Origin of the sequence: Mesorhizobium sp. M0815, assembly GCF_040319995.1 — a bacterium.
Taxonomy (GTDB): domain Bacteria; phylum Pseudomonadota; class Alphaproteobacteria; order Rhizobiales; family Rhizobiaceae; genus Mesorhizobium.
In genome coordinates, this window is the sequence record NZ_JAMYOU010000045.1 from 1 (window position 1) to 13,151 (window position 13,151).

The window sequence follows — 13,151 nt, forward strand, 5'->3', positions numbered from 1 at the left end:
ATCGGATGACGGGCCGCCCTCAGGCCCAGCAATCATAGGGACTAGAGGGGGAGATGTCCGGCAGGACAGAGGGGGGCGCGAAGGATCGCTACGGATGGCTGGTGCCATTACCACCCAAGCCCTTTTCCCCCGCAAAAAGGGTTCGCATTTTTTCGCGACCGGTCTAAGAGCCGATCTATGGATTCTTCCCCGAACCCGCCGGCCATCGAGCACCTGGGGCGGATCCACAAGGGCTGGCAGTGGCCGGTCCTGGTGGTGGTCTCGGTGCTGTTTGCCGGCGCGCTGGAACTCGCCGCCCTGCCCGCCGCACTGCTGATCGGGCCGATGCTGGCTGCCATCGCTGCCGGCACCAACGGCGCCACGGTGCGCGTGCCGCGGGTTCTGTTCGGCTCCGCCCAGGCGGTCGTCGGCTGCCTGGTCGCCAGTTCCATCTCGGCCGATATCTTTCCCGTCTTCTACAAGGAATGGCCGCTGTTCCTCGGCGTCGTGATGGCGACGGTCGCGGCATCCAGCCTGCTTGGCTGGCTGATCAGCCGCTGGCGCATCCTGCCCGGCACCACCGCCGTCTGGGGTTCGTCGCCGGGCGCCGCCACCGCCATGGTGCTGATGGCCGGTGCCTTCGGCGCCGACCAGCGCCTCGTCGCCTTCATGCTCTATCTGCGCGTCATCTGCGTCTCGATGACGGCGGCCCTGGTGGCCAAGCTTTGGGTCGACACCTCAGGCATCGAGGTGCCGGCCATCGTCTGGTTTCCGCCGGTCGACCCGAAAGGCTTGGCCGCGACATTCGGCGTGGCGCTGGTCGGCGGCCTCGCCGGAAAGCTTTTCAGGCTGCCGTCGCCGTTCTTCCTCGGCACCTTCATTTTCGGCACCGTGATCCATCTCGGGCTCGGCGTGACCATGCAGCTGCCGCCCTGGCTGCTCGCCTTGAGCTATACGATGATCGGCTGGAGCATCGGCCTGAATTTCACCAGGGCCATCTTGCGCCACGCGGCCCGCGCGCTGCCGCAGATCGTCGGCTCGATCATTGCCCTGATCGTCTTTTGCGGCGGCCTCGCCTTCCTGATCAGCCGCCTGCTCGGCATCGATCCGCTGACCGCCTACCTGGCGACCAGCCCCGGCGGCATGGACAGCGTCGCCATCATCGCCGCCGCCGCGCAGCACGTCGACATCTCCTTCGTCATGGCGCTGCAATCGGCACGCTTCCTGATCGTGCTTCTGGTCGGCCCAAGCGTGGCGCGGCTGGTGGCGAGAAGCCTGCGGGAGTAAAGACCAGCCGGGCAGTGCGTCAGCTGATCACCAGGCCCGATATACGCTCGCCGTCCAGCGTGAAGACCATATCGCCGTCGCCGTTGAAACCGTTGCCTTCGACGGCGATGCGAACGCGGTAGGTGCCGTCCTTCGCTGCGATGCCGAGGATGCGGAGTCTGGATTGCACGCCGATATTGTCCGACTGGTTCCAGCGCGCAATCTGCTCGCGGCCCTTGAACGACCGGCCCCAGTCGCTCAGGAAGGCGTCGGGCGTGAAACTGTCCAGGAAGGCTTCGCTATCGCCGGCATTGGTGGCTTCGACAAAGCGGCGGATCGGATCGGGTGTGGTCATGTTTCCTCCTGGGAGGTGCCGGAAATAAAAAACCCGCCTCGACGGCGGGTCCTCGGCGCCAATCAGCACCATAGCCAGATTAGTAGCATAGCTGCCGGCACAAAGCAAGAACAAAGTTGCCCCACCCTCAACTTTGAATGTTGGCGAAAACCAAGGCGACATCCAATCTCCCCCTTGCGGGGGGAGATCGGCAGCTTCTGCGACGGCGAGGCTCCCACTTGCCTCGCTTTGCCCGCTCCTGTATGAATCCGCCATGAGCCCGCGCGCCACCTCTTTTGCGTCCCGCCCGACCGGCATTGCCGGCCAGACCGTTCGCGCGCTTGCCTCCACCCTGCTGCTTCTCGGCCTTATCGGCGATCGCCGGGTTCGCTGAAGGAGCGCCCGGCGGTCGAATTGCCGCTCACGCGCACGCTCCTTGGCCAGTCACAAATTGGCACGTCACATCAAGCGAACGAAATTCTGGTAAAGGCGCCGCTCGCCACCAATCCGGCTGAAGCTGGATCCGCGAGCCGCCGGGAGAAATGACGATGAACGCACGAGAAGATATCCGTCTGAATGTAGAGGAAATCAGCAAGCCTGCGGTAAAGGGCATGCCGGACGCCGCCCGCAAATACCAGCCCTATCCGACCGTCGGCCTTGCCGATCGCACCTGGCCTTCGAGAGTGATCGACAAGGCGCCGATCTGGTGCTCGGTCGACCTGCGCGACGGCAACCAGGCGCTGATCGATCCGATGGGCCAGGAACGCAAGGCGCGCATGTTCGCCCTGCTGCTCGACATGGGCTTCAAGGAGATCGAGATCGGCTTCCCGTCGGCCTCGCAGACCGACTTCGATTTCGCCCGCTGGTGCATCGAACAAGGCAACGTGCCCGCCGACGTCTCGCTGCAGGTGCTGGTGCAGTGCCGGCCGGAACTGATCACCCGCACTTTCGAGGCGCTCAAGGGTGCCACCAACCCGATCGTCCATTTCTACAATTCGACGAGCGAGCTGCAGCGCCGCGTCGTCTTCGAGAAAGACGTCGCCGGCATCAAGCGGATCGCCACCGACGCGGCCAAGATGATCACCGACATGGCGGCGAAGGCCGGCGGCGGCTATCGTTTTGAATATTCGCCGGAAAGCTTTACCGGCACCGAGCTCGAAGTGGCGCTGGAGATCTGCAACGCCGTCACCGAAATCGTCCAGCCGACGGCGGAAAACAAGCTGATCATCAACCTGCCCTCCACGGTCGAGATGTCGACGCCGAACGTCTATGCCGACCGCATCGAATGGATGTGCCGCAATCTCGACAACCGCGAGAACCTGTTGATCTCGCTGCATCCGCACAACGACCGCGGCACCGGCATCGCCACCACCGAACTCGGCCTGATGGCGGGCGCCGACCGCGTCGAAGGCACGCTGTTCGGCAATGGCGAGCGCACCGGCAATGTCGACATCGTCACGCTGGCGCTCAACATGTACACGCAAGGCGTCGATCCCGGGCTCGACTGCTCCGACATCAACCGCATGAAGGACGTCTACGAATACTCCAACCAGCTGAAGATCCCCGAGCGCCATCCCTATGTTGGCGAGCTCGTCTACACCGCCTTTTCCGGCTCGCACCAGGACGCCATCAACAAGGGCATGAAGGCGCTGCGCAAGGCCAACACGCCGCACTGGGAGGTGCCCTACCTGCCGATCGACCCGGCCGATGTCGGCCGCAGCTACGAAGCCATCATCCGCATCAACTCGCAGTCCGGCAAGGGCGGTATCGCCTATGTGCTGCATGCGGATTACGGCCTCAACCTGCCGCGCAACCTGCAGATCGAGTTCAGCCAGGCTATCCAGGCGATCACCGACGCCGAAGGCAAGGAGGTGCCGGCCAAGCGCATCTACGAGCGTTTTCTCGACACCTATGTCGACCAGCCCGGCGCGCGGCTGAAGTTCCTCGACCACCACACCTACCCCGACACCGAGGTCAAGGGCCGGCGCGTGGTCGAAGCGGTGATCCTCGACAGGGGCAAGGAGGTGACCATATCCGGCACCGGTACTGGCCCGATCGACGGCTTCGTCGATGCGCTGTCGCGCCATGTCGGGGTGCCGATGTCGGTGCTCGATTATTCCGAGCATTCCATGCAGCGCGGCTCGAATGCCTCGGCCATTTCCTATGTCGAGATGGAACATCCGGGCGGCAAGCTGTTCGGCGCCGGCATCAACACCAATATCGTCGCCGCCTCGCTCGAAGCCGTGGTTTCGGCCGCCAACCGCATCGTCGGCCGAAAGGGCGGCTAGCCGAAACTGCCAGGCCCGCGCCATCAGCCCACCGGATATTTATCCGGTGGGTACGCTATCGCACCATAAGCACATGCTTGTAAGGCGGCGCCAGCGCTATATGATCGTACCTCAACCTGTGCCGAATTCGAAGGGATCGACACTTGCAGCATACCACGCCTGCCGCCCCCGCAGTGCGCGAAACGTTGGAGCGATTGCTTGCCAGCGAAACGTTCGGACGATCCGAGCGCGCGCGCAAGCTGCTCCGCTACCTGGTCGAGCGCGAGCAGGCAGGCGAAGCCGATAGGCTCAAGGGCTTCTCTATAGCGATGGACGTCTTCGGCAAGGACGGCGATTTCGATCCGTCGACCGATGCGGTGGTGCGGGTGCAGGCCGGCAGGCTGCGCGAGCTGCTGCAGCAGTACTTCGCCAACGAGGGCGTTGCCGAACCGGTCCGCATCGCCATTCCGCGCGGCGGCTATGTTCCATCCTACGAACTCAATGCCATTCGCTTGCCGGCGGAGGCCGAGGCAGAGAGCAAGCCGCAGCCGGCGACAGAGGAGGCGGCGACGAGCGCCCCGCCCGGATCCTCGGAGGATGCCCGCAACCGGGCACATCCGGCTGCATTGCTGAGCGTTCCAGCGCTCAGCCCCGCTGCACCGTCGCTGCAGCGCCATTTGCAGTTCTTCTGGCTGGCGATCGCGCTGGTCATCCTCATGCTGGGTGTGCTGATCCTTCGCCAGGGCAGCGTGGTGTTGCTGACCGGCGGCGACACGGCGGTCGAGACCGCGGTGGCGACCGGCAGCATAGCGGCGCCTCCGGTTGAAACCCTCCCCCAGGTTTACATTGCCATCAAGGCCGACAGCGACGTGGCTCGCGGTGTCGCTGCATCACTGCGCGCCGGCCTTAGCGGCTTCGATACCATCAACTTCATCGGTCGTGATGCCGACAGCCCGCCCGATCCACTTACCGACGCCGCCAGCTTCGTGTTCGATGTCCTGCCCGGGCCGCGCAGCGGCGACATTATGCTCGAGCTGCAGAGCGTGGCGACCGGCCGCGTGCTGCTGTCACGCAACCTGACCGCCGGCGACAGCGCAAACACCGCTATCGAGGACCAAATCTCCGGCATTTTGAGCTCGGCTCTTCCCGCCTCGGGCACGATCTACAATTACATCGAGCAGAGCGGCATCCAGACCGGGCTGACGGCGTGTCTGGTGCTCAACGGCAAATATTATCTCGACCAGAACGCGCAGACGCACGAAGCCGCCTACCGCTGCCTCGAAGATCTTGCCAACCGGGAGGCGAAGTCGTCGCTCGTCTATTCGGAACTCGCGTCCTTGCATCTGGAGGCGGTCACCGACCATTATCCCTACCCCGCCGACGCGACGATGGAAAAGGCGATGATGTTTGCCCATCGCGCCATCCAGATGGGCCCCACCAGCCCCTATGCGCACCGCGCCCTTGGTTATCTCAATTCGCGCATCGGCAATTCCGAGGAATCGATCCGCTGGATGCGCAAGGCCTACGAACTCAATCCTTACGATCTCGCAATGGCCGCCGCCTATGGCTACGGGCTCGTTTTCGCCGGCAGGTACAGCGAGGGCACCCCGATCCTTGCTCACGCGGTGGATATCGCCAGCGCCCATCCGACATGGTGGGATTACGGGCTGTTCGCAGGAGAGTTCATGATGGGCGACATGAACAAGGCGACGCTTGCCAGCGACGGCTTGCGAACGACGGAAATGAAATCGCATTATCTGGCGGCGCGGCTGATCGGTGCCAACGCTGCCGGCCGCGAAAAGCTGGCAAGCAGGCTGCTGCAGGAACTGACGACCAAATTCCCGAAATTCGCAGCCGATCCGCGTGCAACGTTCGTCGAGCGAAGATATCCCGCCGATCTGACCAACCGGCTGGTAGAGGCCCTGCGCGCCGCCGGGCTTGGCGGTGCCAGCTGACGTCTTCCGGCGCGCGAACGACGTCAGCTGATCGCGAAAATTTTACTGGCCATCCGCACGGCCAAAGCGCAATTCAGACACGATTGAACCGGCCCAAACCCATCGCGGCATAAAGACCAATCGCGGCACAAAGACTGATCCCCCCGGCATCCGGACTGATCCCGGCACAAACCCATTAAGTTTGCATGACCCGATCCCTTTACGCTGCCGAACGGGGCACCGGCCCGACGACGATTGTCTTCCTGCATGGCTTCGGTGGCTGCCACGACGACTGGCGCGATGTGGTCGCGTCCCTGGCGCCCGGCGCGCGGACCTTGGCCTATGATCTGCCGGCTCACGGGCTGTCGCTCGATTTTCCGGACGGCGGTCCGGCCAGGATCGCAGCCAGTGCCGTCCTTGCGGACCTTTCCGCACGCGGGATAAAGCGGGCCCATCTCGTCGGCCATTCGATGGGCGGCGCCGTGGCCGCCCTGATGGCATTGAGCGAGCCCGAAAGAATGGCCTCGCTGACGCTGTTGGCACCGGGCGGTCTTGGTCCTGAGATCAATGGCCCGCTGCTGCGCCGCTACGCCGCCGCTGCCGGCACCGACGAAATCCGCGCCTGCCTTGCCGCCATGTCGGGACCGCAAAGCCACCCCCCGCAGCACCGGGTCGATCTCCTCAACGAGATGCGCCAGCGTCCCGGCCAGTTGGGGACACTTGTCGAGCTCGCAGCTGCAATGACCAGGGATGATCGGCAAGGTGTCATCCCGAGCGAGCGGCTTGAAACGCTGAACATGCCGGTGATGGTGGTTTGGGGGACGGACGACGCGGTGCTGCCTGTCAGCCAAGCGGACGGCCTGCCGAAGCGTTTTCATCTGCACCACGTGCTGGAAGTCGGCCATATGCTGGTCGAGGAAGCGCCCGGCCTGATCGCCGAGGCCATCCGTCGCAATATGCGACGCCGCAGCAGGCGGCTTCGTCCGGGATTCGCCGCTGCGGCGAGCTGATCGGTCTTCGCACAGGCACGGCGGCGGCGCTGGTGCTGCTCCAGCGAACCCTTGCCCACCCATCGATCTCGCAAGTGCATTTTGCCGGCGGCTGTGTTAATTCGGTGTTAACCAAACCCGCGAGGCAACGCCGATGAAGGATGCAGGCGAGAACATCACCCAGATCGATCAGTCGCGAAAACTGTCCGATGCCATTCGCGACGTCAAGAACGCCTTCGCCGACCGCGACGACGTCGTCATCGACATGCGCGAAGCGCATCGCATGCGGCTCGATTTGCTTGCCGCCGAACTCGCCCCGGTGTTCGGCGACGTACCCACCGACATGGACAGTTTCGACTTCGCCGTCTCGTCCGGCCTGCAGCCAAGGCTGTGGATCGACGCCGTCAGCCATGTCGCCATGGGACGCGACCGCCGCACCTACCGCTTTCTCAAGGACACGCGCATCGGCCGCGTCGTGCTCGCCGAGTCGACCGAGATGAAGGTCGTTGCCGATCAGGTGACGCGCTATGTCGCCGAGCGCGTCGTCGAACGCCAAAGGATGATGGAAGGCGGCATCGAGCAGGCCGTCGCCGGCCTGAAACGCGCCCTAGTGGTGGAAGCCGAGCCGCCGCTGCATGTCCCTGCGCGCAGCAACGGCTGGTCGGCCTTCTTCTCGGGCCTGGGCCTGATCGCCGCCGGCGCCCTGGTCGGCCTGGCGATTTCGCTCGTGCTGTTCTGGGACCGTATTGTCGCAATGAAAATCAGCTTCTAGAGCCGTTCAGCGTTTCACGGAAACGCTGAACCGCTCTATCTCTTTGTTTTGACGCAATTCCGGACGGAAAACCGTTTCACACTTTTCCTGGAATTGCTCCAGCCATCGACGCCTCGGCTTCGACGCCAAGCTCCATTGTCTGCAGGTCGCTGGGCGGCAATGCCGGCCCGGTCAGGCCGCGGCGCGTCAGCCTGATCCGCCAATTGTCCTTTTCACCGTCGATGTCGAGCAGATTATATTGCGCCGGTGCATGCGAACTGCCGGGGGCCTGCCCGGCGGCGGCGACCCCGACCACCGGGATTTTGGCCTTGCGGGCGCCGATGAAGAAGAGCGACGGCACATGCGAATGGCCGTGCAGCACAAGCTCGGCGCCGTGCCGGTGAAGAACCTTGTGGAAGCGCGAGATGCCAAACAGCCGCTTGTTCTGCGAAACGGCGCCGCGCACCGGCGGGTGGTGGATCATGATCACCCGGAACAGGCCGCGCTTGCCTGTGGCGTCGAGCATGTCGCGCAGCCTTTCCGCCTGGCCTTCCAGAAAGAAGCCGTTGGCCATGAACGGAGCCGTGGCGCGCGCCGTGGAGACGCCGATCAGCGCAGCATCGCCGCGCACGCGCAGATAGGGAAAGGTGTTGCGGTCGACCGGCGTATTGACGCCGTCGCCGGTCATCCATGCCGCCCAGGACCGGCAGGTCTTGTCGAAGGCGCCCGGCACATAGGCATCATGATTTCCTGGCACGACCGACACGTCATTCGGCGAGCCCAGCGTCTCCAGCCAGTGCTTGGCCATCTCGATCTCTCCGTCGAGCGCCAGATTGACCAGGTCACCGGTGATGGCGAGATGGTCCGGCCCGCTGGCCTTCATGTCGGCGACGATCGTGTCGATGACGGCGTCGTGCATGTGGCGGCGGCGGTTACGCTGCCAATTGACGTAACCGACCACGCGCTTGGAGGCGAGATCGCGATAGGTTACATCGGGAAGCGGCCCCAGATGGACATCGGAAATATGCGCGAGCCTGAACATCTTTTCTTCATAGGCGAGGCGCGCGCGGCTTTCCACTCACGGTTTCGCGGACGATGACGCCGGATCCGGAGCAAGCCCTGCGCCAGACCGGCTGGCCGGGCTTCAGGGCAAGGCTGTTTCACCTGTACTTCGTACTGCGGCGGCCGATGACGCTCGGCGTGCGCGGCTTGATCCACGACCGCCCCTCCAATTCCATCTTCCTCATCCGCCACACCTATGTCCCTGGCTGGCACCTGCCCGGCGGTGGCGTCGAGTTGGGCGAGACGATGATCGAAGCGCTGACGCGCGAAGTCTTCGAGGAAGGCAACATCGCGCTGACCGGACCGCCGGTGCTGAAGTCCCTGCATTTCAACCGCCGCGCCAGCCGCCGCGATCATGTCGGTCTCTATCTGGTCGAGGAGTTCGACCAGCCAGCACCTAAGCTGCCCGACCGCGAGATCGCCGAAGCCGGCTTCTTTCCGCTCGACCGCTTGCCGGAAGGCACGACACCGGCGACGCTGCGGCGGATTGCCGAAGTTTTTGAGGGGAATTCGGCATCGCCTTACTGGTAGATCATCTCTCCAACAGCTTTGGCTGCTTCGGTTTAGGCCGGCAACATACATTGTTCTCCGAGAGAAATATATATATATTAGGCGATAAGAGAAAAATGAAACATAGCCAAAACGACAGGTTTAGAATCGTACTATATATCTCACTTTACACGGTAATTACTGTGACAACAATTCTTGCTACAGCCTTAATTTAGACAATGGTCCTTGGGATAGATCCATCCAGGTTGGAAAAAAGTGGAAGAGGCATCCAGTTCGCAATACAACTTTTTGCGGCATTCGTGACATATTTTGTTTTTATAAAGCGACATGCTCGGCTTTTTACTCGCACTGAATTCTGGAAAATGGTCGGCTTCTCAAGCCTGATAGAAATGGGTTTTGGAATGGCCGTGCTTCTGCTGTCGGGATCGTTTCGCGCAATCCCGCTCCAGATGTCGGTCCAGATCGTCATGATCGGCGGCATCGTGGCGTTCCTGGCAACGTCGCTCGGCTACTCCAATCGATTTGGAAATACCACATTGAAAGCTGATCTCGTCAGAAGGGCAAAGATGGACTCAGAAACCTTCCGCTAGGGCGCCGGTCTCACGCCGCCTTCCTGAACCTGTCGCGGTCGTGCAGCGCGCCATAGTCGAGCTCAGGCCCGACCGGCACGATGCGTGTCGGGTTGATGGTCTCGTGGCTGCCGTAATAGTGCGACTTGATGTGGTGCAAATTCACCGTGCCGGCGACGCCTGGCACCTGGTGGAGGTCGCGCAGATAATTCGACAGGTTCGGATAGTCGGCGATGCGGCGCAGATTGCACTTGAAATGGCCGACATAGACCGGGTCGAAGCGGACCAGTGTCGTGAACAGCCGCCAATCCGCCTCGGTGATGCGGCCGCCGACGAGATAGCGCTGCCTTGACAGACGGTCCTCCAGCATGTCGAGCGTCGAGAACAATTCGCCGAACGCCTCCTCGTAGGCTGCCTGCGTGGTGGCGAAGCCGGCACGGTAAACGCCGTTGTTGATCGCGGGATAGACCAGCGCATTGACCGCATCGATCTCGCCGCGCAACGGTTGCGGATAGAAATCGAGCTTGGCATCGCCCCATTCGTCGAAGGCCGAATTGAGCATGCGGATAATCTCGGAGGATTCGTTGGAAACGATGGTCTGCTCGCGTTTGTCCCACAGCACGGGAACGGTGACCCGGCCCGAATAGCCGGGATCGGCCCTGGTGTAGATCTGGTGCAGGAAATCGAGGCCGTAGAGCGTGTCGCCGGTGGCGCCGTCCTCGGCCAGGAACGTCCAGCCGTCGGTTCCCATGAAATGATGGACGACCGCGACGGAAATCACGTCCTCGAGTTTTTTGAGCACGCGAAAGATCAACGTCCGATGCGCCCACGGGCAGGCGAGCGAGACATAGAGGTGGTAGCGGCCGGGCTCGGCCTTGAAGCCACGTTTTCGCCCTTCGGCCGGGAAGCCGTGGCGGGTCACCCAGTCGCGCCACTGCGACTGCGCCCGCACGAATTTGCCGCCGCTCTCCCCGGTATCGTACCAGCGGTCCTGCCATTGGCCTTCGACTAGCAATCCCATGAAATGTCCTTTCGCGTTCCTGCCTGATGTAGGGCATGAAATGGACCTGCCGAAATCGCCAGCGCTGAACAGATCGTCAACAGCTGCGTCGTCGAGCGCAACCGGCCGATTGCGGCGGCTGAAAATTGGTGCTAGCGGACAATCCGCATGTTCGACTTTGCCCTGATCCGGTTCGACCGACGACGAAAGAGCGCCCGCGCTTGATGAAGCGCTGACTGGCGAACGCTGCCGCTTGCAGCAAACCTTTCCTCGCATACCGGAACGCAAAGACCATGAGCCTTGCCGACGTGAAATACCTGCCGGAAACTCCGGCGCATGATCCTGAAATCGAAGCCATCAATGACGAAGCCTTCGGGCCGGGCCGTTTCGTGCTTGCTGCCTACAGGATCCGCCAAGGTGGCCCGCATGAACGGGCTTTGTCCTTCGTGGCCGTCGACGGCGCAACCGTCGTCGCCTCGGTACGGATGACACGCATCGCCGCGGGCGCCGGCCGCGCGCTGATGCTAGGGCCGCTCGCCGTGCAGCCGGCCTTCAAGAACCTCGGCATCGGCCGCCGGCTGGTGGCAATCGCGCTCGAAGCCGCTGCCAAAGCCGGCGCGCCGGCCGTGATGCTGGTCGGCGACGAACCCTATTACGGTCCGCTCGGTTTCAAGAGGCTGCCGCGTGGGCAGATCTCGATGCCGCGTCCGGTCGACCTCGACCGGCTTTTGGCGCACGAGATCGTGCCGGGCGCAGTGGCAAGGCTGGTGGGCGAGGTTTGCCACGCCGACCAGGCGAGGATTGGCGAGCACATCGCGGCGATGACGTGACCATGCCGGCGCTGTCGCACGGTGGCTTGGCAGAATAGTCTGGGCTCGGAGGAGGACGTCGAGATGAACCCGAACGGCCAGATTGCGATCGTCACCGGTGGCGGCTCCGGCCTTGGCGAGGCGACGGCGCGCGCTCTTGCCGCCGGCGGCGCCAGGGTTGCCGTCCTCGATCTCGGCATCGAGCGGGCGGCCAAGGTGGCGGCCGACATCGGCGGCATTGCCGTCCGATGCGATGTGAGCGACGCGGAAAGCGGTGCCGCTGCTGTCGCGGAAGTGGCTGAGACGCTCGGCGAGCCGCGCATCCTGGTCAATTGCGCCGGCATCGTTATCGGCATGAAGACGATCGGCAAGGACGGACCACATCCGCTCGACCAATACCGCAAGGTGATCGAGGTCAATCTGATCGGCACCTTCAACATGATTCGCCTGGTTGCCGACCGGACCGCGAAGCTCGAGCCGCTGCAGGGCGGCGAGCGCGGCGTCATCGTCAACACCGCATCGGTCGCGGCCTATGACGGCCAGATCGGTCAGGCGGCCTATTCGGCGTCCAAAAGCGGCGTCGTCGGCATGACGCTGCCGGTGGCGCGCGATCTCGCCCGCTCCGGCATTCGCGTCTGCACCATCGCGCCCGGCATCTTCAGGACGCCGATGATGGCCGGCATGCCGCAGGAGGTGCAGGATTCGCTCGGTGCGGCAGTGCCCTTCCCTTCCCGTTTGGGCGAGCCTTCGGAATATGCCGCACTTGCCTTGCACATCATCGAGAACCAGATGCTCAACGGCGAGACCATTCGCCTCGATGGCGCCATCCGCATGGCGCCGAAGTAAACGCGACGGTGGTGCTTTGGACGAACCCAGGAAAGACGTGATCCGCGCGACCGACGCCGAGGCGATCAGGCTGGCAAAGACGCTGATCCGCAGCGCCCGTTTCGGCGCGCTGGCAGTGCTCGAGCCAGGAACCGGTTCGCCGCTGGCCAGCAGGGTCGGTGTCGCCACCGACATCGACGGCACGCCATTGATCCTGGTGTCGATGCTGTCCGCCCATACCGGCGCTATCCTTGCCGACCCGCGCTGCTCGCTGCTCGTCGGCGAACCCGGCAAGGGCGATCCGCTGGCGCATCCGCGATTGACGCTCGTCTGCCGCGCCGTACGGCTCGAACGCGGATCGAACGAACACGCCCGCGCCGAGCGGCGCTACCTCAACCGCAATCCCAAGGCGAAGCTCTATGCCGGGCTCGGCGACTTCTCGATCTTCCGGCTCGAACCGGAGCGCGCCAGCCTGAACGGCGGCTTCGGCAAGGCCTATCTGCTCGAACGCGCCGATCTGGTCGCGACGGGAGCAATCGTTGAAGAGCTTGCCGCCGGCGAGCAATCGGCACTCGACCACATGAACGCCGACCATCTCGATGCGATTGCCCTCTACGCAAGTCATTTCGGCGGGGCCGAGCGCGACGGCTGGATCGTCACCGGCTTCGACGCCGACGGGATGGATCTCGTATCCGGCGACAATGTCTGCCGGGTCTTTTTTCCCAATCCGCTGCAGGCGGCACGCGACCTCAGGCCTGTCCTGGTCGACATGGCAAAGGCTGCCCGATCGGCAAATTGATCACAGCCGCACAGTTAATCGGCTTGCATGGAAAGCAAGCCTTGAGATTTGAGCGAA

13 protein-coding genes are annotated in these 13,151 nt (G+C 63.4%); 10 read left to right on the forward strand and 3 right to left on the reverse strand.

The features are described 5' to 3' along the window. Positions 1–177 precede the first annotated feature (177 nt). Positions 178–1,266, forward strand: coding sequence for an AbrB family transcriptional regulator (locus NKI01_RS28740; RefSeq protein WP_352494775.1), 1,089 nt, complete (start codon positions 178–180; stop codon positions 1,264–1,266). A gap of 19 nt (positions 1,267–1,285) precedes the next feature. On the opposite strand, the gene NKI01_RS28745 is transcribed toward NKI01_RS28740, so the two are convergent. Continuing rightward, positions 1,286–1,600, reverse strand: coding sequence for a nuclear transport factor 2 family protein (locus NKI01_RS28745; RefSeq protein ID WP_352494774.1), 315 nt, complete (start codon positions 1,598–1,600; stop codon positions 1,286–1,288). 590 nt (positions 1,601–2,190) lie between these two features. Between NKI01_RS28745 and leuA the strand changes: the two genes are divergently transcribed. From leuA to NKI01_RS28765, 4 genes are all read left to right on the forward strand, one after another. Continuing rightward, positions 2,191–3,867, forward strand: a complete 1,677-nt coding sequence (leuA, locus tag NKI01_RS28750) for a 2-isopropylmalate synthase (protein WP_352965512.1) — start codon at positions 2,191–2,193, stop codon at positions 3,865–3,867. A gap of 143 nt (positions 3,868–4,010) precedes the next feature. Further along, complete coding sequence (locus tag NKI01_RS28755) at positions 4,011–5,801, forward strand: tetratricopeptide repeat protein (protein ID WP_352591689.1); 1,791 nt, start codon at positions 4,011–4,013, stop codon at positions 5,799–5,801. A 185-nt stretch (positions 5,802–5,986) separates the two neighbouring features. Further along, on the forward strand, positions 5,987–6,790 hold the full coding sequence (locus NKI01_RS28760) for an alpha/beta fold hydrolase (protein WP_352965488.1): 804 nt from the start codon (positions 5,987–5,989) through the stop codon (positions 6,788–6,790). Positions 6,791–6,923: 133 nt separating this feature from the next. Then, positions 6,924–7,541, forward strand: a complete 618-nt coding sequence (locus NKI01_RS28765; RefSeq protein ID WP_352482042.1) for a hypothetical protein — start codon at positions 6,924–6,926, stop codon at positions 7,539–7,541. Positions 7,542–7,617: 76 nt separating this feature from the next. On the opposite strand, the gene NKI01_RS28770 is transcribed toward NKI01_RS28765, so the two are convergent. Further along, positions 7,618–8,562: a metallophosphoesterase family protein gene (locus NKI01_RS28770; RefSeq protein WP_023719261.1), complete on the reverse strand. Its 945-nt coding sequence runs from the start codon at positions 8,560–8,562 to the stop codon at positions 7,618–7,620. A gap of 53 nt (positions 8,563–8,615) precedes the next feature. On the opposite strand from NKI01_RS28770, the gene NKI01_RS28775 reads away from it, so the two are divergent. Then, on the forward strand, positions 8,616–9,113 hold the full coding sequence (locus tag NKI01_RS28775) for an NUDIX domain-containing protein (RefSeq protein WP_023719262.1): 498 nt from the start codon (positions 8,616–8,618) through the stop codon (positions 9,111–9,113). Positions 9,114–9,310: 197 nt separating this feature from the next. After that, positions 9,311–9,682 carry an ABZJ_00895 family protein gene (locus tag NKI01_RS28780; RefSeq protein WP_352965491.1) on the forward strand — a complete coding sequence of 124 codons (372 nt, stop codon included), beginning with the start codon at positions 9,311–9,313 and terminating at the stop codon, positions 9,680–9,682. 10 nt (positions 9,683–9,692) lie between these two features. Here NKI01_RS28780 and NKI01_RS28785 read toward each other — a convergent pair whose 3' ends face one another. Continuing rightward, positions 9,693–10,682, reverse strand: coding sequence for a glutathione S-transferase family protein (locus tag NKI01_RS28785; protein ID WP_352965494.1), 990 nt, complete (start codon positions 10,680–10,682; stop codon positions 9,693–9,695). 272 nt (positions 10,683–10,954) lie between these two features. On the opposite strand from NKI01_RS28785, the gene NKI01_RS28790 reads away from it, so the two are divergent. From NKI01_RS28790 to NKI01_RS28800, 3 genes are all read left to right on the forward strand, one after another. Continuing rightward, entirely contained in the window at positions 10,955–11,491 is a 537-nt protein-coding gene (locus NKI01_RS28790; protein ID WP_352965497.1) for a GNAT family N-acetyltransferase, read from the forward strand. A 63-nt stretch (positions 11,492–11,554) separates the two neighbouring features. Then, positions 11,555–12,316: a 3-hydroxyacyl-CoA dehydrogenase gene (locus tag NKI01_RS28795; protein WP_352642757.1), complete on the forward strand. Its 762-nt coding sequence runs from the start codon at positions 11,555–11,557 to the stop codon at positions 12,314–12,316. After that, on the forward strand, positions 12,288–13,094 hold the full coding sequence (locus NKI01_RS28800; protein WP_198030492.1) for a HugZ family pyridoxamine 5'-phosphate oxidase: 807 nt from the start codon (positions 12,288–12,290) through the stop codon (positions 13,092–13,094). Before NKI01_RS28795 ends, NKI01_RS28800 begins: the two co-directional genes overlap by 29 nt. Positions 13,095–13,151: the final 57 nt, after the last annotated feature.